21 protein-coding genes and 2 pseudogenes are annotated in these 20,398 nt (G+C 48.1%); 14 read left to right on the top strand and 9 right to left on the bottom strand.

Going from position 1 to position 20,398, the window contains the following annotated elements; translation table 11 throughout:
• The first annotated feature begins 438 nt into the window (after nucleotides 1–438).
• The gene (locus HMPREF3155_RS03925; protein WP_070432625.1) at nucleotides 439–1,557 is read left to right on the top strand and encodes a hypothetical protein; all 1,119 of its coding nucleotides are present in this window, start codon (nucleotides 439–441) and stop codon (nucleotides 1,555–1,557) included.
• A gap of 29 nt (nucleotides 1,558–1,586) precedes the next feature.
• Here the strand turns inward: HMPREF3155_RS03925 and HMPREF3155_RS03930 are convergent, their stop codons facing one another.
• Nucleotides 1,587–1,826, bottom strand: coding sequence for a hypothetical protein (locus tag HMPREF3155_RS03930; protein ID WP_070432626.1), 240 nt, complete (start codon nucleotides 1,824–1,826; stop codon nucleotides 1,587–1,589).
• A gap of 164 nt (nucleotides 1,827–1,990) precedes the next feature.
• Between HMPREF3155_RS03930 and HMPREF3155_RS03935 the strand changes: the two genes are divergently transcribed.
• Nucleotides 1,991–2,458, top strand: a complete 468-nt coding sequence (locus HMPREF3155_RS03935) for a 3'-5' exonuclease (RefSeq protein WP_246817662.1) — start codon at nucleotides 1,991–1,993, stop codon at nucleotides 2,456–2,458.
• Here the strand turns inward: HMPREF3155_RS03935 and HMPREF3155_RS13245 are convergent.
• Both HMPREF3155_RS13245 and HMPREF3155_RS13430 read right to left on the bottom strand, forming a co-directional pair.
• The gene (locus tag HMPREF3155_RS13245) at nucleotides 2,455–2,625 is read right to left on the bottom strand and encodes a hypothetical protein (protein ID WP_246817664.1); all 171 of its coding nucleotides are present in this window, start codon (nucleotides 2,623–2,625) and stop codon (nucleotides 2,455–2,457) included. The genes HMPREF3155_RS03935 and HMPREF3155_RS13245 overlap by 4 nt on opposite strands.
• 936 nt (nucleotides 2,626–3,561) lie before the next feature.
• Complete coding sequence (locus HMPREF3155_RS13430; RefSeq protein WP_148138214.1) at nucleotides 3,562–3,795, bottom strand: recombinase family protein; 234 nt, start codon at nucleotides 3,793–3,795, stop codon at nucleotides 3,562–3,564.
• Between the two features lie 191 nt (nucleotides 3,796–3,986).
• On the opposite strand from HMPREF3155_RS13430, the pseudogene HMPREF3155_RS13435 reads away from it, so the two are divergent.
• A pseudogene (locus tag HMPREF3155_RS13435) lies at nucleotides 3,987–4,244 on the top strand (transposase); the annotation flags it as partial.
• Between the two features lie 227 nt (nucleotides 4,245–4,471).
• The gene (locus tag HMPREF3155_RS13440; RefSeq protein WP_371441322.1) at nucleotides 4,472–4,879 is read left to right on the top strand and encodes a transposase; all 408 of its coding nucleotides are present in this window, start codon (nucleotides 4,472–4,474) and stop codon (nucleotides 4,877–4,879) included.
• 271 nt (nucleotides 4,880–5,150) lie between these two features.
• Here the strand turns inward: HMPREF3155_RS13440 and HMPREF3155_RS12545 are convergent, their stop codons facing one another.
• From HMPREF3155_RS12545 to HMPREF3155_RS13000, 4 genes and pseudogenes are all read right to left on the bottom strand, one after another.
• Nucleotides 5,151–5,795: a response regulator transcription factor gene (locus HMPREF3155_RS12545; RefSeq protein ID WP_083281240.1), complete on the bottom strand. Its 645-nt coding sequence runs from the start codon at nucleotides 5,793–5,795 to the stop codon at nucleotides 5,151–5,153.
• Between the two features lie 348 nt (nucleotides 5,796–6,143).
• Nucleotides 6,144–7,241, bottom strand: coding sequence for a sensor histidine kinase (locus tag HMPREF3155_RS03945; RefSeq protein WP_168162302.1), 1,098 nt, complete (start codon nucleotides 7,239–7,241; stop codon nucleotides 6,144–6,146).
• 92 nt (nucleotides 7,242–7,333) lie between these two features.
• Nucleotides 7,334–7,561: pseudogene (locus tag HMPREF3155_RS13125) on the bottom strand (integrase core domain-containing protein); the annotation flags it as partial.
• Nucleotides 7,562–7,861: 300 nt separating this feature from the next.
• Nucleotides 7,862–8,032 (bottom strand): hypothetical protein, encoded by a 171-nt coding sequence (locus HMPREF3155_RS13000; protein WP_168162303.1) that lies wholly within the window; start codon nucleotides 8,030–8,032, stop codon nucleotides 7,862–7,864.
• A 27-nt stretch (nucleotides 8,033–8,059) separates the two neighbouring features.
• Here HMPREF3155_RS13000 and HMPREF3155_RS12555 point away from each other — a divergent pair, with 27 nt between their 5' ends.
• The 10 genes from HMPREF3155_RS12555 to HMPREF3155_RS03970 all read left to right on the top strand — a co-directional run bounded on the left by HMPREF3155_RS12555 (nucleotide 8,060) and on the right by HMPREF3155_RS03970 (nucleotide 19,008).
• The gene (locus HMPREF3155_RS12555; RefSeq protein WP_083281242.1) at nucleotides 8,060–8,263 is read left to right on the top strand and encodes an actinodefensin; all 204 of its coding nucleotides are present in this window, start codon (nucleotides 8,060–8,062) and stop codon (nucleotides 8,261–8,263) included.
• A 132-nt stretch (nucleotides 8,264–8,395) separates the two neighbouring features.
• Nucleotides 8,396–9,484 carry a hypothetical protein gene (locus HMPREF3155_RS03950; RefSeq protein WP_148138215.1) on the top strand — a complete coding sequence of 363 codons (1,089 nt, stop codon included), beginning with the start codon at nucleotides 8,396–8,398 and terminating at the stop codon, nucleotides 9,482–9,484.
• Entirely contained in the window at nucleotides 9,477–9,656 is a 180-nt protein-coding gene (locus HMPREF3155_RS12815) for a hypothetical protein (protein WP_148138216.1), read from the top strand. Before HMPREF3155_RS03950 ends, HMPREF3155_RS12815 begins: the two co-directional genes overlap by 8 nt.
• 2 nt (nucleotides 9,657–9,658) lie before the next feature.
• On the top strand, nucleotides 9,659–10,444 hold the full coding sequence (locus tag HMPREF3155_RS12820; RefSeq protein WP_148138217.1) for a hypothetical protein: 786 nt from the start codon (nucleotides 9,659–9,661) through the stop codon (nucleotides 10,442–10,444).
• Nucleotides 10,441–12,171, top strand: coding sequence for an ABC transporter ATP-binding protein (locus HMPREF3155_RS03955; protein ID WP_070432629.1), 1,731 nt, complete (start codon nucleotides 10,441–10,443; stop codon nucleotides 12,169–12,171). Before HMPREF3155_RS12820 ends, HMPREF3155_RS03955 begins: the two co-directional genes overlap by 4 nt.
• Nucleotides 12,158–13,960: an alpha/beta hydrolase family protein gene (locus tag HMPREF3155_RS12560; protein ID WP_083281243.1), complete on the top strand. Its 1,803-nt coding sequence runs from the start codon at nucleotides 12,158–12,160 to the stop codon at nucleotides 13,958–13,960. The genes HMPREF3155_RS03955 and HMPREF3155_RS12560 overlap by 14 nt, the downstream gene beginning before the upstream one ends.
• A 213-nt stretch (nucleotides 13,961–14,173) precedes the next feature.
• Nucleotides 14,174–14,455: a hypothetical protein gene (locus HMPREF3155_RS12825; protein WP_148138218.1), complete on the top strand. Its 282-nt coding sequence runs from the start codon at nucleotides 14,174–14,176 to the stop codon at nucleotides 14,453–14,455.
• Nucleotides 14,455–15,816: a S8 family peptidase gene (locus HMPREF3155_RS12565; protein ID WP_083281244.1), complete on the top strand. Its 1,362-nt coding sequence runs from the start codon at nucleotides 14,455–14,457 to the stop codon at nucleotides 15,814–15,816. The genes HMPREF3155_RS12825 and HMPREF3155_RS12565 overlap by 1 nt, the downstream gene beginning before the upstream one ends.
• Nucleotides 15,817–15,865: 49 nt before the next feature.
• Nucleotides 15,866–16,534 carry an ABC transporter ATP-binding protein gene (locus HMPREF3155_RS03965; RefSeq protein ID WP_210385640.1) on the top strand — a complete coding sequence of 223 codons (669 nt, stop codon included), beginning with the start codon at nucleotides 15,866–15,868 and terminating at the stop codon, nucleotides 16,532–16,534.
• Nucleotides 16,531–19,008 (top strand): FtsX-like permease family protein, encoded by a 2,478-nt coding sequence (locus HMPREF3155_RS03970; RefSeq protein ID WP_070432632.1) that lies wholly within the window; start codon nucleotides 16,531–16,533, stop codon nucleotides 19,006–19,008. Before HMPREF3155_RS03965 ends, HMPREF3155_RS03970 begins: the two co-directional genes overlap by 4 nt.
• 352 nt (nucleotides 19,009–19,360) lie before the next feature.
• Here the strand turns inward: HMPREF3155_RS03970 and HMPREF3155_RS03975 are convergent, their stop codons facing one another.
• The gene (locus tag HMPREF3155_RS03975) at nucleotides 19,361–19,936 is read right to left on the bottom strand and encodes a recombinase family protein (protein WP_070432633.1); all 576 of its coding nucleotides are present in this window, start codon (nucleotides 19,934–19,936) and stop codon (nucleotides 19,361–19,363) included.
• On the bottom strand, nucleotides 19,936–20,199 hold the full coding sequence (locus tag HMPREF3155_RS03980) for a hypothetical protein (RefSeq protein WP_210385641.1): 264 nt from the start codon (nucleotides 20,197–20,199) through the stop codon (nucleotides 19,936–19,938). Before HMPREF3155_RS03980 ends, HMPREF3155_RS03975 begins: the two co-directional genes overlap by 1 nt.
• Nucleotides 20,200–20,398: the final 199 nt, after the last annotated feature.

Here is a 20,398-nt window from a genome sequence, read left to right on the forward strand (position 1 = left end):
TACCACCCCTCGTGCGCATATTTACCACCCCTCGGAGTTTTCGCAGTTCAGGCTGCGCATATTTACCACCCCTTGTTTTCTGCTTGCGCATATTTACCACCCCTCGTGCGCATATTTACCACCCCTCGTGCGCATATTTACCACCCCTGGGGTAGTTATCCACAGGGTTTTACCTGCGGGTTTATCTATTTTCCCAGGTCGCTTATAACTATATCCCTGTAGATCTATATCCCGAGCCGATCAACTAACAAAACCGTTCACTACGGGGTGCGGTTCTTGCTCCCGCCTCGCCTTACGGCTCGTTGGGCTGCCGCCCAAATCAAAGATTTGGTTGCCACTAAAACATCCCACAACAACCACAGTCCTATAACCCTCCACGTAACCTTGTGTCTTCTAGACTTTCTTGGAAAAGAACCACGGGACAGGGAAGGCAAGGCAGTGGTCTACAAGCGCTACATCGACGACCCGAACTTTCGAGACAACCTCGAAGCAATCCTAGAGCGCCTGGAAGCCCAAGAGACCACGTCTCCACTAGAACTTGGTGCCTCCATCATGCAGGCCTACAGCCAAACCCGATTCAACTACACCTACCCCACTGCCCCTACCGCCACAGCACAGGACAGTAATCTGCATGACTCCCGCACCTGGAGCCGCTTTCTAGACTCCACCGCTGCCTATCCGGGCTGGGGCAAAGACGAACTAGAAGACCTCGCACAGTCTGCTACCCCACTCGATGCCGACAGCATGAACGCCAAAGGCTTAACCTCCCACCGCTACCGCGTGAGCGCTAAACGCCCCGATACGCGCCAGCGGCTACTAGAGACCATGCTGGAACAACTCGACGACTCAAACCTCGTAGACGTTCACCTCACCCACACCGTAGGCACATACCTCACCGCAGAAAGCACCAAGACAAACTTCCGCACCCTTCCCCAGGACGAAAACGCTGGCCCGCGCTACCGACTAACTATCAACACCACCGAACCACTAGAAAGAAACTTAAACACTGCTACCCGTGCAGTCTTTACCGCCAGTACGCGTACATTGCGCGAAACCTCACTACAAGACTGCGCCCGCTCAGGACTTTTCGGAAACCCGGAAACCAGTCCCGACGTATTCCACGACAGGTGGAAGACCACCGCAGAGTTTTTCACCGACAGCGCCTCTCGCGTATTTACTGGCCTATTTAAAGACCAGACCACTGAGCGAGGCGACATCACTGTTCCAGACTTCCTCAACCGCGAGGACCTCGACACTATCGCTACCCGCCTGCATGTCTGCGCACACCAATGGATAGACACTATCCGCCCCGAGACCACCACCCCACAAGGCCCACAGGAGCGCAACAACCTCGATACTGTGCTCTCACGCTTTACTGACTACAAGACAGACCTTGCACCAGGGGCACAGGAAGGCCTCGACTTCATCGCAAGCCTCGGACTAGACGAGGCACCTACCAGCTACCAGACCGCAGATAGCGCACACGACAACCAGACGGCGGACGCGGCACCAGAGCTAGAGGAACAGCACGAAGACGACCAAGACGCCGAGCTCTAACCACCCCGGAGCCGGAACAGGCTTAGTCCTTAGTCGGTGCTTTCCCAGAAATCATCAGGGATAGCCTTCCTGTCCAGATCGTCTAAATACTCTATGGCTTCCGCCTCGCTCATGCCTTGACTCATAAGCTCATCAATCATGTACTGGGTGGCAGCATTTAACTCCTGCGGGGAAATATCCCGCAGGTTCGGCCCCCGCCGCTGACCCTCCCCAGCGGTCGTAGTAGCGGGGGTTGGGGTGGAGTTCGGATAGTCCTGCGAAGTGCTCATAGCACCAAGGCAACCACACCCACGCCTGCCACGAAAGACCAACCATGCCCACCCTGTGTATAACCCACACGGTGCTGGTGTAGTTGTCCACAGAAAACCACGCTGTCGCTATGTTCGATAGCGTCCAGGCCGGCATGTCGGTAGAGGACTCTAGGCTTTAGGCCATGGGCTTTTTAGACAACCTCCTCAACCGCTACCCCCCACGCACACCAGGCGAGCCAGTCTTTGCCGTCATTGACACCGAAACCACCGGCTTTAACAAGCGCTACGACCGCATCATTGAAATCGCTGCCGTGCGCGCAGACAGCCATTTCAACCCCGTCGACTCCTGGCACACACTACTCAACCCTGACGGCAAGGCCATTAAAAACTCCCACATTCACGGCATCACCAACGACATGGTGGCAACCGCCCCAACGTTTAGCGAGGTGTATGGGGACTTCACCAGCTACATCGACGGCATGCATCTATTTGCCCACAACGCCCCCTTCGACTCAAAAATGATCATCGCCGAGACAGACCGTATGACCGGTGTCGACGATGACGAGGACGAGTTCTTCCCCTTCATTGACACCATTGACCTTGCCAAGCAAATGCTTGACCGGGCCCCTACAACCTGCCCGCACTCCTAGACCGCCTGGGACTGGATAATCCAGACGCGCACGCAGCAGTAGCCGATGCGACCGCCACGGTGAACATGCTCCACGCCCTTTTCGGTTTCAAGCGCGGCGAAATTGGCCGCAAGATTTTGCGGCAAGGTCAAGTGTTCCGCGCCACCAACACCTGGCGTACAAGCCACGCCACCCCGCTGCTTCCCCGCGAAATATAGGTACACACCAGCACAAACGCTAACCACGGTAGTCCATGCGGGTGGACATATGCTTTAGCATATGGCGGAACATACGCTAGAACATATGCCACAACATATGTTCTGCCATATGGCAGGACTCGCGGGCGCACAGAGGTGGGAGAATGACTACGCAGATTTCCGTCCACAGCAGAGAAAAGGTAGTTACGGCCCTAGTGTGGGAGTATTGCGAAACCTCCGCGCGCGCATTAGCCTAAAACGTGACAGCACAGTTCATCCCTGAATTGCGGCTGCACAATAAAAAGGGCCCCAACCGACTGCTACTCGGTTGAGACCCTCGGGCCTTAAAGACCCATGTGAAGCGTCACTGCAATGAGCTTCACTGTTACGGTCGCAAGTGTTATGACCTTGATTGCCACATCGAGCCAGTTAAGCTTCGTGGCGTCAAGGTCTTTTCTTTTGCGACCGGGTGCATCCAATGAGTGTTTACCCATTGTCTACCTCCCTTTACGTCGTAGGGTTGTCCGCTCGCCTGAAAAGGCGCGCGGGACAGCCCACGTCACGCGCGGGCCTTACCGCGCACCGACGAGGAAGCCACGCACACACCCCACCGCCTGTGGTGGGGCGTGATTGTGAACCAGAGATAACGTTAGCAGGCTGCGTTGAACGGAACGTGTGGTGTAAGTTCGCCGCTTCTCTTGTAGAAGTCGCTCATGAGGGGAAACCCGCACAGTGCTACTTGCAGCTGCACTCAACTCCGCTAATTTCTCTGCCTGGCACCCTATCTAGACGCACGAAAATGCTGGTGGTGCTACATAACTGCCGCCGTATGCTTTAGCATATGGCTAACCATACGATATAACATATGCCTAAACATATGTCCTGCCATATGGCAAGACATATAACAGGACTGACGGGTGTGCAGATTTACCGATACGGCTGCACTACCCTAGGCGTTTTCAACGCCCGATACACCGTAGGACGAGTGATCCCAAACTCTCGCGCTAGTGCTGCTTTCGACTCCTCTGCCAGCACGCGCCGCTCAAACTCTGCAAAGCTGCCGAGGATACCCAGCATTAAATTCGCACGCGGATGGTCGCGTCCTTTAGCGTGGTGTAACGCTTGCTGATGGTGAATCCTGGGAAATTCAGGGGCGGCCACCTCCAGTAACCCTTCGACTCAACTACCACATCTCACCGAAAGACACATGATGATGACCGCTGCTCCGCATTCTATCGACCCTGCAACCTATTTGGACGATCTATTCACACAAGTCTCACCTGATTTGATACGCCAGATGCTGCAAGGGTTTATCAACCAGATCCTCTCCGCTAAGGCTGACATTATTGGCGGTGCTGAAGCTGCGTCACGGCGCGTTCTTCCCCGACTGGCTGCTAGAGCGCCGCTCACGGACACAACGGGCACTGTTGATCGTGATCGCGACCTGCTACCTCAAGGGGGCTCCACCCGCAGGATGAACGATCTAGTGGCAACGCTTGGGGGTTGCTAACATGTCGAAATCACAAGTCTCACGTATGTCGGAAGAACTCTACGATATGGTCGCAGACTTCAAAATCCGCCCGCTCGATTCCGGCGGGTACGCCTACCTGTCGTGCGACGCGGTTGCGATCAAAGTGCGCGAAGGCGGACGGGTAGTCAAGTGCTCGGTACCAGTTGGCCACTGGGGTCAACGTCGGCGGGTATCGCGAAATGCTCGGCAGGCATGTCGCCACCGCGGAATCCAGTGCCTCGTGGAAGGGCTTTCCCAAGACTTAAAAGCATGCGGGGACTTACCGGCGTCTTCTGGTTCTAGGTCACCAGCGATGCCCACGAAAGCATGCAGCACGCCATTTCCGAAGTGCTGCCTGACGCGTCGTGGCAGCGGTGCCGCACCCATTTCGCAAAGAACCTCTACGAGAAGGTTCCGAAATCGCAGCGGCCGATGGTTTCGGCGATGTTCCAGACAATTTTCCAACAACCCGATGCTGCATCAACCTGGTCCCAAGCTCGCGAGGTTGTCGATTTGCCGTGGCCGAAATTCCCGCAGGTTTCGACTTATCCGGAAGAATTACTCGGCGAGGTGCTGGCGTTTACCACAGTCCCGAAACCGGTGTGGACAAAAGTGTGGTTGAACAACCCCACCGAAAGATTAAACCGAAAGCTCCGCCGGCGAACTGACGTTGTTGGTAGCTTCCTGAACCGCGAATCCATCATCCGGCTTGTCGGAGCGGTTCTTGCCGAGTAGCACGATGATTGGATTCAGCAAAACGCTACATGTCATTGTTCGCACTCGAACACACCAAACAACTCATGCACTGCGCAGGAGACGATCATGATGATCACCAACAGCTAACTACCTAACCAAATCTTGAATTTCATACCGAGCCGAAAGTACAACCGGCTACACCGCTACACAGGACTTGACCTAAGGCTTTCATTGGACGAATCTGATAGCAGCCAAATGGAAGTGCGTCTGATGTACAAGCAATTTAGCAGCGATAATATTGGAATTATGTTTACGATATCTCTAATAGGTGGATTACAAGATCAAGACGTGATGAACACCCAAACTTATGGATGAGAATAGAGACTCTCTTTTTAATTGTTGACTCTGAATAACTCATAGCTGCTGCTATATCAGAGTTTGATTTTCCTTGACATAGAAGAGAGATGATTTTTTGCTCTATATCCGATAAAGATTCTCCTAACTTGTTTGCGCTATTGGCCGGAGAATGTGGATTCTTCAATTTCGGGTAAGGTGAAAAAGAATTCAGTAGCCTTTCTAAGGATTCTGGAGATATCAAAGCTCCGCCCCGAAGTGCGCTTCGAACCGCTTGTACAACGAGCGCTGGTGGCTGAGTTTTTAAAATGTATCCCTTTGCCCCTCCCTGTAGGACTTTAAGGAGTACGCGGTCACTGTCAAGCGCCGTCATTGCAACAAATACAGGTGAGCTCTGCATCTTCTGGAGTTTTTCTAAAAGACGGATACCGTTCATTTGCGGCATGTGGATATCTGCCAGCACTACATCTACACAGGCTGTTTCTAGGATATCTATAGCGTCCGATCCGCTGGGGACTGTAGCTTCTACTTTAAAATCTTTACACTGGGAAAACACCTTTTTGAGCACCTTCAAGACCAGAGGATCGTCATCTACGATCATTATCGAGGCGACTCTACGTGAGGAAGGACTCGGCACTGTTTTAGTGGCACCATAAACGGGTAGGGTGAAGCTTGCAGGAAAATATATCGGATACGGCGAAAGTCATTAAATTTGTTCTTTCGCTATGCTCAGTGTTGATGGAACGGACTGGTGCCGCGTTCGCCTGCAATGGGGGTACTGCCAACGCTGTCAATGTTACTAAAATTCCTACAATTCTAGGCGCCTTTTTCATGGGCTACTCCTTTGCTTGCAAAACACTCAGGAAAAACGCTAGCACTCGTTTCTTGCTTGGTGGTTTAAAGATAGAAGCTCAGAATAAAAGAGGAACTTTAGTACCTTTAAAGGTGGTTAATTGATAGAAAGTCCTACGCTCCAACGATTTTCCCGTGGATGGAAAGAGAGATTACCCCCGGCTGCGCGAAAGAGAAATTGTAGGTCTTCTAGACCAAACCCACTAGTCATTGATGAATCTGACTGTTTTACTGCTACGTCATTTGAAAAAAGAAGATTAGTGGTTCCTGTATTGCTCGAGAACTCTGCTTGGATGTCAATGCAGCTTTTGGGGGCCGCATATTTAAGGGCGTTAACGGTAATTTCTGTAATTGCGATTCGGAGCAATTCCTGGTTATTAACTTTCGAGTTAGGTGGTAAATTTGAATATTGAACTTGCGTACGAAACCCGTGTTGTTGGAGCAAGTCAATGGAAGACTGTATATAGAAGATCGTAGGTTTTTTCTGAGTTGAGCTTTCGGGGTGTGATTCATTTTCTTGGCGGAAGAAATTAATGAGCGTGCGAACTTCTTTCATCGCGCTCTTGGAATCGTTAATTGCTAAGCGAATGCATTTGGCTTCTTCTGGAGCAACTTTGTCGCTAAGAAGAACTTCCTCGAGCCGCAGAATGCATGATGTAAGAGATGTTGCCACCCTGTCATGTAGGGTACGTGTCATTGCCAGACGTTCCCTATCTCGACTTTCTAGAAGCTTTTCTTTTTCGTCCTCGCTTTTAATAGTGGCTTTTCGCAATACAACTTCAGTTGCGATAGAAGCGCCGAAAAGCGAGAATAAAATTGACGAGCCTATCCAGTCGTGGGGGAGTAAATCTCCTTCAAACAGATTGATACTCCCTACATACCACAACGCTAGGCCTACCGGAATGGAATAAGAAAGCCCCTTTATATGAGACAAAATGCATACGATGACCGGGGCAATAAATACTACGATAAGACTACTAAATTGGGATTCGTATGAAATTATCCCGTATAAGATGATGTACAGGCACCCAGATGGCAGTGCGTATTTGAACGATGTCATCAGGAGGGCAATTGCAGCGACTATTATCAACCACCGTATATAAACGGGATCGTTATTTGCCTTAAAGGCGCCGTACATTATTGCGGAGAGTGTGATTGCTAGAAAAAGCATCGGTTTTACATGCTGCTTTAACATGCAACAGAAACTAGTAATCATGAATTATTGTGGATCGAGTAGATGATTCAAAGCTGGGCCCGGCCCCCGGAAAGTGGACACGTCGGGGGTAGCTATGCTGCTCTAGTTAGTTTAGCTGAAGTCTCGGCTTCAAAGGTATCAGGAGCCACAAGATTACACCGGGAGTGCCGCCGGCGCGTGTTGTAGCGCATGCGCCACCGAAAGACTTCCTGCCGACACGTGATCGGATTGTCAAAGACTTTCCGATCTCGTAGTACTTTCCGCTTGAGTGTGGCGTTAAATGATTCCGCTGGGGTGTTATCAGCACTAGTTCCTACCTCAGCTAAGGAAGGATTGCGCTTGTATAAAGTCTAGGTTTCTTTCTCGGTATTCATTTCCGATGGCAGATTTCTCTCCAAAAGGGAACTTTTGTACACAATTATCTACCACTCTTATTAGAATAAAGTGTCAATACTAATGAAGGGAAATGTATCCGGAGTAGGCGAATTCCTCTTAATTATTGCAAACGGTTTTATTTAAGCTAAAGCGGAAAAATTTTCGCCTTTAGAGAAAGAAAGCTGTGAGCAGGGACAATGATTTACTCTGAGTTCTAGCACCTTAAGTACATAGAGAAATAGCTCTTAAAAAGAAGAAATGGAAGCTTGGGCAACGTGCCGCTCATTAGAGTGAAAATGTTTCCTCGAATGTTCATTTCTAGGTTGCAGGGGGGCGTGAGTGGAAAATTCTTCGCCCCCAATCAGTTTGTTTCGGTGATATTCTTCAACCGCTGCTAAAGATAGCAGCAAGGTCATTTTCTACAGTTTAAGGAGACACACATCATGTCGACTTTCATTCGAAACACTTCTTCCAATGTTGCGACCATCGACGCAACCATCTCAAATGAACTGCTTGCCCCTCTTGAAGGGGCCGATGGATTCGGCTGCCCAGACGATTACAAGTGCAGTGACTATTGCCGATCCATTGGTTACAACAACGGTTACTGCTCTATCTGGTCTTTTAACCGTCGCTGTGTCTGCAAATAAAGCCCTCCTTTGGTAGGACAGGGGCGTTAAACGACACCTACCTATACATCATGTTAGTTAAGAGCACCTGTTTTAGCGTTAATGAAACCAGCGCCGATTCAGGTGTTCTCACTTTTGAAAGTGGCCTTCATAATGCAGATTATCGACGAACTAGCGTTAACTGCTGGACTTCCGCGATCTCCAAAGCAAACTTACGAGCTTGAATCGAAATTGGGGGCAGAGCATTGCCCAATCTACAAAAATTCCCAAACAGGCGAAATAGGTTTGTCATCAATTTCGGGAGATGGCTACGCTACGACTCTCCCTGTTGAGAGGGATCTTCACTTGAAGGACTTTCTTTCGGATATCGACTTGGGACTTTTCCAACTACCGTCGAAATTCTGCGAGATTACCTATTTGGCAAAACAAATTAGTGTCAAAGATCTGTCTGTTTGGAAAACAAAAAGCCTTCAACAGGTTAAAGCGATGGAAGCACAATTATGTATAGCTGAACTTCTCTATTGCTATCTGGCGGTAGAAAGCTGGGAAATTGGCAGTTTATGTCATGGTTACGATAAAAGTACTCTCAAAAAAAGTGAGCTCCATCGGTTTAGTCTAAAAAACGATTCTAGAGATCGAAAGAAGCAAAGATCTGCAAGTACGTCTGAGGCTGAACAACCCGACACTAGCTCGTATCAACCTAATTCAATAGCCCCCCCTTGGATTACTGAAACTGCTCTGAATGAATTGTCGATCAGGAGCATGGTATGCCTCACCGAATGGTCCGATCTTCTAAAAAAGTTTAGTCGTCGTGAGCGGTCAATACTTTCGCAAGCGACTATTTTTTGCAGAAACATTGCTGACCCCTGGTCTTTTAAGGGGTATTTTGCAGTGTTTGATCTTCTGCGGCATCCCCAAATTATGTATTCGGTGAATCAATTGAAATGTTCTGATCGTGCAAAAATAGAGGAAGGCCGGTTTATTAATGGATCGGCAATAGTGGATTCGTTGCACCTCAAAGAAAGCGTACCTGACCCTAAAATTATTAGTCGAAAAATAAAACTGGATAGGTTGTCTAAGAATAAAGACGACGTATATGAAGTCATCAAATCAGGGATATTTTCTCAAGCAGGACTGATAAAAACAAACACCGTGTATGAGGTCTTAAATGAGCCCCATGCGCTCAGCGAACACGTGGTTTCTCTTTACGCACTATGGGAAGCGAGTCTTAAACATGGATGAAAAATTCATCTTAGCGCGTGGTGAATATGGTGGGCATTTTCTTTTAGATACGGAGACAGTTTCAATAGTCGAATTGACCATAGAAGCCGCAGGTTTATTAACGGGGGCTGTTGAGCCACGAACGAAAGAGCAACAGGACTTTAGAGATTCATTTGGGTTCAGGGAGGTGTAGACGTGGAAAATTTCTGGTTTTTCTCTAGCGCTTTTGCAGCTATCCTTCTCGTTGCGACAGGATCTGCAAAAATTTGGGCTATTCGAAGTGGGGAGCTAGTCTGGCCCGTTGGCCCCAATTTTGGATGGTTTCATTTGCCGGTTTGGTTCGTTGTTGTAATGGAATTTCTGGGAGGGCTAGTCTATGTATTCTCTCCTTTACAGGGGATAACTAGTCTAGTCTTAGCGATTCTAATTGGCTCCATCTCCGTTGGAGCCATAACCCTTTGGGGGCAAGAGTGTGGGTGTTTTGGAGCTGTTAACCCAAAGGTTGGACCACTGCATGTTCTGACAATGGTGATATTAGCTGCGTTTTTATCTACGTCTATATTTGTGGGACCAACCTATCAACGTCCCAATTTGTATTGGCGTCTATTCTTAATTTTCACCACAGTAACGTTGACGATTACGCTCTTGCAACTCATTAAGCGAAAGTCCACACAATCGAGTCGGGACTTTCAAGGGACCAGCCAACAATGGGATGAAATATTTATTCTCACTTCTGAAGATTGTGCTATGTGCCACGCCTTACGTCGTCTGGAGTTTAGAGAAGAGAAATATGTCCATTGGGTAGATAAGGACAATCCAGGAATTCCGCATGTTGTTTTGGATGCTGCTATAGGAAAAGGGTACCCAACGGCAATTCCCGTCAGTGGGGGAACCCCTGTTTATGCACTGGTGTCTTCAGGAATGACTTCTATCCGTGAGTTGTTAGAGGCACACCGGAATCTTAACGCAAAGGCTATATGAGTTTGACTATCAACACGGCAAAAAGCTCTGGGAACGACTGGAATTGGCGATTAACGAAGCGTGTTCTACAGTTTGTTAGTTTTGATACTTGGCCCATAATGGCTATCGGCGCGGTTCTAGTTATTAGCTCTGGAGCATCTACACTGACCCCAATTATCCTGGGAAAGTTCGTTGATTCTCTCCTTGAGCCTGATGTATCTGTAGCACGTATTTCTCTAATAGCCTTAGCTGCCACCATGACTTTATTCTCGGCGTTGCTGACTGCATGGAGTCAGTATCTGAGCGTTTGGCTGGGCCAAAGGCAGGTATTTCGACTACGGAAACAACTTGCGGAAGCAACGGCAAAAGCTCCCTACGTTGAGCTAGGGAAAATTAATGTTGGTGACATATCATCTAACTTTACCTCTGACGTCGCATCGGCCCAGTCTCTTACTAGCAACGCTTTGCGCACGCTTACGTCTACCGTATCGGCAGTCATCTTCGGTGGATTTGCGATCACTTCCATAACTCCTTGGGCTGCTGCAATTGCTATTTGCGCGTTTCCAATAATGATCGTTACCTCGGAGGTTGTTGGCAGGAAGATATCCCCAGTCGCAAACTGGGCGCTACATAGCAATGGGAAAATTCTACAAATAAGCCGAGAGATAGCTGATCAGCCTACAGCTTTGCTCTTGCGTACAGGGTTGAACAAAAACGCTGTGGACAACCGAGTTCAATCATCCATTGAGACTGGTAAAAGGGCAACTTTATCAGCCGCTAGAGTACAGTGCAGCTACGGACTATTAGTAGGGCTAATGGCTGGCGCCTTAACTATAACCACGTATTTCGTCGGGGGGGTACAGGTGACCTCCGGAAAGATGACAGTCGGAGATCTGGCGGCTTTAATCGCTCTAATGCCTATAATTTATGGATCTTTGCAGGACATTGCGGGGATACGTGCGGACTTTGCTTCTTCAATGGCTGCTTTTAGCAGAATCTATAAAACACTTGACCGGTTAGAGACTAACCATATCTTTACCGATCAAGGTCTACAACATGTAATCAAGCCTGGAGTAATACCAACATTGAGGGTAGAGAACCTGGTAGTTGGTTACGAGCAGAAGAAATGCTTAGGACCAGTTTCCTTTAGGGGGCAAGTTGGATCACTTACTGTCTTGGAAGGAGCTTCAGGGATCGGAAAGTCCACCCTTTTGCATACGCTGGTAGGCGAGATCCCTCCCCTTTCTGGACGCGTCTTCCTTGAAGGGAAAGAATTATCTCCGAGCCGCCCACAAATTGGCTTAGTTTCTCAAGATGCTCTATTTCTATCTGGCTCGCTAGCGGAGAATTTTCGTTTAGCGGTCCCAAATGCAACTGATTCCGAGATTTGGACAGTTTTGGAGAAAGTCGGGCTCAAAAACGAGATCGAAAGTCTTCCCAATCAGCTAAATACCGATGTTGGCCATCAAGGAACACGTTTTTCAGGTGGGCAGAAGATGCGACTCTCAATCGCACGAGCGCTTTTAACTCGTCCATTCGTCTTGGCACTAGATGAACCTATCGCTCACCTAGATGAAGAGAGCCGGGAAAAAGTATTTGCGGCAATTAGCGAGTTCCAAGAAAACGGCATTGTTTTAGCTGTATCCCACCAACGCGAAATGAGTAGAGCTGCTACACAGAAAATACTGTTTCAGCCAAGGGAACAAGTGGAGAATATAAATTCTAAGGATCTAAATGTGGCACCGTAAAAAATTCACCGCAAGCCTTGGTAAAGGGTGGCATTCACAGAAGCTCACCGCATGGACGTGTCTTGGTGATGCAATAGTAGTGGAGGAACAGCCATTCGTAACCAGTCGAATCGATCCTTTGAAAGACAAGATACTCTCCTGGAAACGATTCGCGTTTAATAGCGAAACACATCGAGTGGTAGGGGAAAATGGTGAACCATCGATTGCTCGTGTCTATTCAGCAACTGGGAAGGGAGCGCTCTCGGCTTCCTTTGTTTTGATGGGGAGCTTTCAGCCATACGCCGAAAATCGAAAATTGCGAGGAATTGAGTGCACACCCAACAAGGGACGCCCTGTTGGATACATTTCAATCAATGAAGAAAATCCGCAAATTTTACGCTCACGGGTGCGGGGTCTTTCACCTTCTTCCTCTCTCATAGGTCATCGTTCAATCTCCAAGGTTCCTTTTATATCATTTGAGAATTCTCACCTTGGCCTTTTTAGCACTGGCGTTTTTGATATTCATTCTTGGCAATCCGAGCACCTATTGACGTGGACTGTTGATGCGTGGCCACAGTGGCTAATAAATCAGCTATACACAGCTTCTCTAGCCCGGTGGTGGTTCATGACGGAAAAAGAAAACGAAGCTATCGGAGAAAGCGCAGTATTTCTTGATTTTTCTGTAAACACAGGAAAAGAATACGTCTACGTGGCGTACGTAGATAGCCAGAAAGGCTTAGAAGAATATCTTTACGAAGGCACGTGCCTTTCCGCCAAGTTTTCATTAAAGGAAAAAGAGTGGGATGTAGTCGAAAAAACTACTCTAAACCAATGGCAAAAGGCAATGTTAAAAGTAGCATGTCCTGTTTTTGAGGATAAGAATCAATGCAGCTCTGTGATGCCGCGATTGGAGCTTGAGCAAAGCGAAGTTAACAATAAGCAAAAGAGTAGTCTTCTTTTAGTAAACCCTGATTCAGGGGGAAAGGAGCAAATCTCCACTTGGGAAGCGGATATTCCACCTGTTCCTGTCCTTCAACGGGAGATTCTTTATCAGAATGAGCAACTACGGATCTGTAAAATTTATGCAAGCTCAAATCGTTTAGCTGATCCACCTAGTTCTTTGTCTCCGCTTATATGGTTCCGCATATCTCCGTTTCCTTCACCACCGTCGGGCTTTAGCACTAAAAGCGGCCTTAGCTCAGTCAAAACGCAACAAACACCTCCGGTTGGATCGACTGAGTGGGCACATGCACAGCAACGTGATGTATACGTAATTGATCTCTATAAAAATGCAGGGCTAGACGCTCAATATGCGAAAGGTTCTTTCAGTAATCTGTTACGCCTTTCTTTAAGAAAGCTAGCTGATCAAGAGGAAATCATATGGGGTAGAGCAGTTCTAGGCGGATATAGTTTTGGAGCTACTGCTGCAGCCACTGCTTTTTTAACAAGCGAGGAGCGCTTCCTAGGACTAATTCTTCGGAATGGATCTTACAACCGTTCAAATTCTCCGCTTGGTTTTCAGACTTTTCCTAAAAGCATCGCTGGAAATGAAGAAATATACGAAGAGTTCAACGTAATTAACAATGTCAAAAGAGCTTCCGATACTAACTTTTTAATCGAAACAAGTATGCAAGATTCAAACTGCAACACAGCGCCATGGCAGTCTCTTGCTCTATATGAGGCAATTCGTGCATATGGGGGAAGTGCAAGTCTATTAAGGCTAGAACGTTCTGATCATTTTATTAAGAATATCGAAGATCGAAAAAAGCTATTCCACATAGAAGCGGAATGGATAGACAGTTTGAGCTAAACCGGAAAGGAATCAAACCAGATTATGTTTTTTAAAAAGTACTTTCTCCATGAACGGAGAACACGAGAAATAATTTCTCTTGATAAACAAATTGTCAAGCACCTAAATGGCAAAGACATTAATGCTCTATGCATAAAACGACGATGCAACACTCCACCTGCAGCGAAAGAAGTATTTCAATTAATGTGGGGGCTCTCCCCTACTTTGAATTCTATGAGCACAGCAATCCATGCTGGTCTTTTCATGTCTGCAGTATGCACAAGTTATGGGATCAAGCACAGATGCTTTCTCGGAAGAGAGTACGCTCCTCCTGGAAGGGCGGCAAAATACTACTCCTGGATAGAGCAGCAAGGAGAAGTGATCAGCACTGGGAGAAACATATCGGTGGAATTTGAACCTTTGTTCGAGCTGATATGGAAAGAGGCTGCTGAAGCAGAGGTTACGGCAAAGAAGAAAGAACATTTCTATCCTACATGGAAGGCGGTTTTTAAATAATGTCCTCCGCGTACATAAAAGAGCGCTTTCCAAAAATACAAGTACTAGTCTCTGTCTTCCTGGGGGGTTGGCTAATGTTGCACCCATCAGCTTATACGCTGGCGGATGAGACGCCTCCAAGCGGAACTTCTACCGTAGTGGGGGCTTCTGTTACATCCGAAGCTGAGTTCGTCGAAGGTACATACATAGTGAATGCTGGTAGACAAACCCCCGGGTGGTCTAAGAGGGCAGCTAAAGCAGTTCGTGCTGCAGGTGCCGATGTCTTAGTCGTCTGGCCTGAAATAGGGGTAGTAACTGCACAACTCCGTAGCTCATCCCAGCTACGTGCTATTTCAGCAAGTTCAGCTGTCGAGTCTGTTGGTAAAATAGGAGAGAGAGGCTCGCAAAGCGAAACAGCTCCAACAATGGATTCCTCGCCTGCTCTGTCAACTGAGATTCCTAATTCGGAAGAAGACTTGTGGAATTTATCAGCTATTAACGCTAAAAACAGTGATTCACGATCGGGAGAAGGTGCCCTTGTCGGGGTTGCTGATTCAGGAATAGATGCAAGACATCCAGACCTAATAGATGCGATAGATGAAAAAAAGTCTGTGGACTGCAGCCATGGTGGAGTCGCAGATAGCTCTTCTAAACGCGCGTTAACTGACACCATGGGTCATGGAACCTCCGTAGCCGGCATCATTGCAGCGAGTAAAAATCAATGGGGTGCTCGAGGAGTCGCACCGGGAGCAAAACTTGCTTCGCTAAAAGTAATTGACGAATCAAATACCGTGTCCAGCGCCAATCTGGTTTGCGCGCTTGTATGGTCAGCTAACCAAGACATCGACGTTTTAAACATGTCTATTGCGGTTGACCCATGGATTTTTTGGGGACCTGAATCAGCCGGTTTTGAAGCTTCAAATACAGCTATTCAACGAGCTATCAAATTTGCTCATTCAAGAAATACCCTTCTAGTTGCATCTGGGGGGAACGAGGGGGCTGATCTTGATTATGTTTCTAGCTCTACCGGAAAAAATAGATGGCCTGTTTCCTTCGATGAAGTAATTGGAGTAGGGGCTGTTTCTGAAGATTTGTCCCCAATCGATTTCTCAAATTATGGAAACAGAGATATCGATATTTCGGCTCCGGGAGAATGGATTCTGGCACCTTTTCCTTTAGCCTCGGGTACTCCGTTTGTGCCGCAAAGTGGAACTTCTTTTGCTGCCCCACATGTAAGCGGAGCCGCAGCTTTAGTAATTTCTAGCCACCCAGACTGGAAGGCAAAACAAGTCGAGCAGTACCTTTACGACACAAGCCGTGATCTCGGAGTTAAAGGAAAAGATCAATTTTACGGATTCGGATTAATACAGGCGCCATCATAAATAGCGCGCCACTGGGTAGATGATAGAGCATTTAAAGGAGAGGAACATCATGGTTCAAGCTGTACGTGCTCAACACGTCAGAAAACACTATATTCGCGGAAGCGAGAAAGTATGTGCTGTCAACGACATCAATTTGCTGATTCCTAAAGGAGAGTTTGTTGCAATTATGGGCCCTTCCGGATCGGGAAAATCTACGCTGCTTAAATGCTTGGCTGGTCTTGAAGAGCCTACTAGCGGCCATGTCTTCATAGGAAATGACGAGATTACTGGAAAAACCGACCGCGAAGTTAGTCGCTTACGCCGAGAAAAGATTGGATATATTTTTCAAGATTACAATCTGCTTCCGACCTTGACCGCGCGTGACAATATTTTGTTACCCCTTAGGCTAGCGAACCGGAAGCCAGATTTCACATACTTTGAGGAGCTCATCGAGGTTCTAGGGCTTAAACAGCGCCTCAACCATATGCCGTCAGAACTGTCAGGGGGGCAAATGCAAAGAGTAGCTGCAGCACGTGCTCTTCTTAGCAGGCCTACCGTTATTTTTGCCGACGAACCGACAGGTTCATTGGATGAGGCAACAAGTGAGTCTCTCCTTAAGCTTTTGTCAAGGGGTGTCTCTGAGCAACAGCAAACAATTGTAATGGTCACTCATGACCCTGAGGCAGCAAAGTGGGCATCGCAGGTTATAAATATTCGTGATGGAAAGGTAGTCGCATGACTACGGCACGGAATCAAAGAATTGCTCCGTTTCCGACAATGAAGAACATTAAAGCGAAAAGCTTCTACGTTTTAAAGAGTTTTTGGGTATCAATACTAGCGGTAGCTATTGGGACCTGCTTGCTTAGTGCATCCCTAGTTTTCGGCGATTCGATAAAAAGCGGAATGCAAACAGGTGCGCGACAACTGGTCGGCAACGCCGATCTAGTATTTGAGGGAACCCCCAAGAATCACTGGAGGGTTGACCGAGGAGTTCTAGCAGACATTCAGAGCTTGGACACTAACGTCTCGATACAAGAATTCAAGCAAGAGGCCATTCGTTCTGCTGCACAAGGTACCGATGGCACTATCATTCTCGAATCCCATCCAAACGAAAATAACTTCCAGTTATCCTCTGGTCGGTCACCAAACAAACCCGGGGAAGTATTAATCAGCCAGAGCCTTGCCGAGCAATACAATCTCGCTCCAGGCTCAAACTGGAAGGTAACAGACTCGCAGTATCAAGGAGCTTCAAACGTTCACATTACGGGAGTTGTATCAAAAGACTCTCCCGAAATCGCCGATGCCCGTACTCCTACTATGTACACCACCGTTGACGATGCAGTCGAAATTAGTGGAGTGCAAGGTGTAGATTACATTTTTGTCTCCAGCCAAAACGGAAAAGGCCTGCAGAACTCTGTCCAAAGTCTCCAACAGGTACAAAATGGCTCACTGAAGCTTATTGAGCCAGAACAGGCTGTTAAAGAAATCACGCAACAAACGTCATCTGGGGTTGGATTGATATCCAAGGTGATGGCTATCTTTGGATTGATCGGAGTAGTAGTATCCTCTCTGCTGATAGCCAACATTTTCCAGACCTATGGGTTGAGACGGCAAAAGGAGTTCGCTCTTTTGCGTTCTTTAGGCGCCTCCAAGCGTCAAGTGTCTTTACGGGTAATACGCGAGGGGCTCTTTGTAGGCCTTTTAGGGTCGCTGATAGGTTTAGGCGCAGGCGTGATGATCGTCAAACTTTATACAGGAATAACTGATTCGCTCTTAGGGGCAAGGATTCAATTCAGTTTCAGTTTTATTAGCGCACTTACGGTGGCCATTGTAGGAGTCTTAAGTTCTATCATCGCTTCACTGAAACCAGCTCTATCAGCGAACAAAGTATCCCCCGCGCTAATGGTCGGCGGAATTGGCGAAGCGTCTGCTACCCTTCCCCCTTCTCGGAAAAAATTGTTCAGTGCAATCTTCTTCCTCTTTTTAGGTATATCGCTTACCATTTTTGGTGCTACAAGTGGAATAGTATTGCTGACGATTATCGGCGCCATCGTCCTCGTTATCGGTTTAATTCTTGCCCTACAACCCGCGCTATACCTACTGGGGGGGAAACTTTGTAGCTGGCTTTCTTCATCGCCACGTGTTTCATACCAAATTGGAATGGAAAATATCCGACGTAATAGCGGAAGAGCAGCTAGTTCAGCACTTGCCTTAACGATAGGGACTGGCTTGGCCGCTATGACTAGCGTCGGATTAGCCACTGGAATCGATTCAACATTAGATTATGTTAATCACCAGGCTCCAATAGACGCCACTCTTAGTGGACGAACCGATCCTTCTACGATTAAAGAATTTCAATCTATTTCAGATATATCTGCAGCCAAAAGCCTCCCCTTTGCGACAGTTAATGCCGTTTCTAACGGTAAGAATTCCGAACAGCTAGTAGTTGCAGGACTTACGCAAGAAGCTCCCAATGCTTTGCGCGATAAAGATGTAATCCCTTCTCTGGGGGATGGAGAAATTCTCCTAGGAAAGATCTATGGTTATGCGGACGGCGAAACAATTACCCTTCAAAAGGGGAATCATCAGATCCCAGTTACGGTGAAGATTAGCGAAGCAGGCTTTAGCGATCCGCTTATCACAAAGTCGACGTTCGACCAGCTCAGAGCCCCTCAGGAAGGAGACAAGATATGGATTCGATTCAGTAGCTCTACTCCAGATAAACAACAGCAAGATGCTGTATCGAATTTGGCTTCTCGCTATGGGCTTGAAATCGAAGGCTCCATAGGTGGGAGAACAAATGCGCTTAATCTTCTCTACTCTTACGCTGCAATAATGCTCAGCATCGCTGGATTTATTGTTCTCGTTTCATTACTGGGGATGCTTATATCTACCAATATGTCGATCATTGAAAGGCGTGATGAAATTAAACTATTTCGATCCCTTGGAAGTGATCGAAGGGGAGTTCTGAAAACTTTTTCCTCCGAAGCCTTAGTCGTATCAACAGTGGGTTCAACTACAGGAGTTTTACTAGGAACTTTGATCGGACTGACGGGGGCACAAGCGCTACTGCGGGGAGAAGATCTCACTCCTACCGTTTCAATACCATGGGTGTGGATAGTCCTAATCCTTCTAGTGTGCACCATCTTAGGAACGCTTAGTTCCTTTATTGCTAGCGCTAAATCAGCCAAAGGATCCCCAGCAGGGAATTAGAATCGCCGAAAGGCAGCATGTCACACGCTATCAATAAGAGTCACTAACCAGAGGAAAGCTGGTGCATACCGATCTATAGCCTTGCTTAAACTTATTTTTTAGGCAAAGCTTTCATCCCGCACGCGGCAATAAAAGACCGAATTCCAAGAAACTCAATACATATCTACAGACCTCTCCTTGCAGGGATTCGGAGAGTCGTAGTTAACAACTGACATGTTTTCGCCACGACCCGAGCAGCTAACCCAAGCGCAGAGAAACAGCACCCTTCAGGGTGCTGTTTCCTAAAAGTGCCTGCGCTTACCAATACGACCCGGTTCAACCTACGCTGATCTACCATCACGGCTGCGCCGCTTTAGGCGTTTTTCAACGCCCGATACACTGTAGGGCGGGTGACCCCAAACTCTCGCGCGAGCGCTGCCTTTGACTCCCCTGCCAGCACGCGCCGCTTAATCTCTACTACTTGCTCTGGGTTTAGGGCGGGTTTGCGGCCTTTGTACTTGCCGGCCTTTTTCGCCAACGCAATCCCCTCCGCCTGCCGCTCGCGGATAATGGCCCGCTCAAACTCCGCAAACGAACCCAAAATGCCCAGCATTAAATCCGCGCGTGGATCCGTGGTGTCTTTTGTAAAAGTGAGGTGCTCATGCAGGAAAGTAACGGTCACACCCTTGTCTGTGAGTTCATCAACAATACCGCGAAGATCGGTTAGCGAGCGGGCGAGGCGATCAATCGACGAGACGACAAGTTCGTCACCGTCGCGCACATAGGCCATACACTCCCCAAGCCCAGGGCGCTCAGTCTTAGTGCGGCCGGAAATCTTATCCTCAAAGAACCGGTCAATACTTCCAGACGTGGACAGTAGTTCTTTCTGGCGCTGATTATTCTGCTCCACCGTCGAGACACGGATGTACCCCACCCGCTGCCCACGCATTAGTCTTCACTCCGCGAGGGTCGAAAGGCGGCATTCTCCTGGTCGATGACCGCATCACGATACGACTCAACCACCCGCGCCAAATCAGACAGCTGTGCCCCGTCGAGACCATCGGCGTCAGCAAGCAAGGCTTGTACAATCCTGCCCAACGCCTGCTGCCCCGACGACAACCCGCCATGCAGATTTTTCACCCGCGCCAACGCGGGCACAGAGTCAATATGACTTTCAATACGGAAACCATCCGACGATAACACCGCAATCACCACTTTCTGTATAGGTAAGGTCTAAGCCCCACTATACATTTGTAAAACAATGGCAGAATCTGCCTTATTTTACATGCAACTTGCCGGTATAAACGCACGTAACAATAGGGTGTACCTCACTCGGGCATTTGTGGGTATAACTCAAAAAGCTCTATACGTCGGTCTTGTCAGATGCGAGTTTTTGGTACCGGTGTTCTGG

The sequence above is a fragment of the Corynebacterium sp. HMSC06D04 genome (assembly GCF_001807315.1).
In the GTDB taxonomy this organism is placed as follows: domain Bacteria; phylum Actinomycetota; class Actinomycetes; order Mycobacteriales; family Mycobacteriaceae; genus Corynebacterium; species Corynebacterium simulans.

Bases quoted from the DNA above. Each gene is read 5' to 3' on its own strand.
- HMPREF3155_RS12825 (WP_148138218.1), top strand. From the start codon at position 14,174: ATGAGCACAGCAATCCATGCTGGTCTTTTCATGTCTGCAGTATGCACA.
- HMPREF3155_RS03965 (WP_210385640.1), top strand. From the start codon at position 15,866: ATGGTTCAAGCTGTACGTGCTCAACACGTCAGAAAACACTATATTCGC.
- HMPREF3155_RS03950 (WP_148138215.1), top strand. From the start codon at position 8,396: ATGCAGATTATCGACGAACTAGCGTTAACTGCTGGACTTCCGCGATCT.
- HMPREF3155_RS03935 (WP_246817662.1), top strand. From the start codon at position 1,991: ATGGGCTTTTTAGACAACCTCCTCAACCGCTACCCCCCACGCACACCA.
- HMPREF3155_RS13440 (WP_371441322.1), top strand. From the start codon at position 4,472: ATGCAGCACGCCATTTCCGAAGTGCTGCCTGACGCGTCGTGGCAGCGG.
- HMPREF3155_RS12555 (WP_083281242.1), top strand. From the start codon at position 8,060: ATGTCGACTTTCATTCGAAACACTTCTTCCAATGTTGCGACCATCGAC.
- HMPREF3155_RS03975 (WP_070432633.1), bottom strand. From the start codon at position 19,936: ATGCGTGGGCAGCGGGTGGGGTACATCCGTGTCTCGACGGTGGAGCAG.
- HMPREF3155_RS13000 (WP_168162303.1), bottom strand. From the start codon at position 8,032: ATGACCTTGCTGCTATCTTTAGCAGCGGTTGAAGAATATCACCGAAAC.
- HMPREF3155_RS03955 (WP_070432629.1), top strand. From the start codon at position 10,441: ATGAGTTTGACTATCAACACGGCAAAAAGCTCTGGGAACGACTGGAAT.
- HMPREF3155_RS03945 (WP_168162302.1), bottom strand. From the start codon at position 7,241: ATGTTAAAGCAGCATGTAAAACCGATGCTTTTTCTAGCAATCACACTC.
- HMPREF3155_RS03970 (WP_070432632.1), top strand. From the start codon at position 16,531: ATGACTACGGCACGGAATCAAAGAATTGCTCCGTTTCCGACAATGAAG.
- HMPREF3155_RS12560 (WP_083281243.1), top strand. From the start codon at position 12,158: ATGTGGCACCGTAAAAAATTCACCGCAAGCCTTGGTAAAGGGTGGCAT.
- HMPREF3155_RS12565 (WP_083281244.1), top strand. From the start codon at position 14,455: ATGTCCTCCGCGTACATAAAAGAGCGCTTTCCAAAAATACAAGTACTA.
- HMPREF3155_RS12545 (WP_083281240.1), bottom strand. From the start codon at position 5,795: ATGATCGTAGATGACGATCCTCTGGTCTTGAAGGTGCTCAAAAAGGTG.
- HMPREF3155_RS03930 (WP_070432626.1), bottom strand. From the start codon at position 1,826: ATGAGCACTTCGCAGGACTATCCGAACTCCACCCCAACCCCCGCTACT.
- HMPREF3155_RS12815 (WP_148138216.1), top strand. From the start codon at position 9,477: ATGGATGAAAAATTCATCTTAGCGCGTGGTGAATATGGTGGGCATTTT.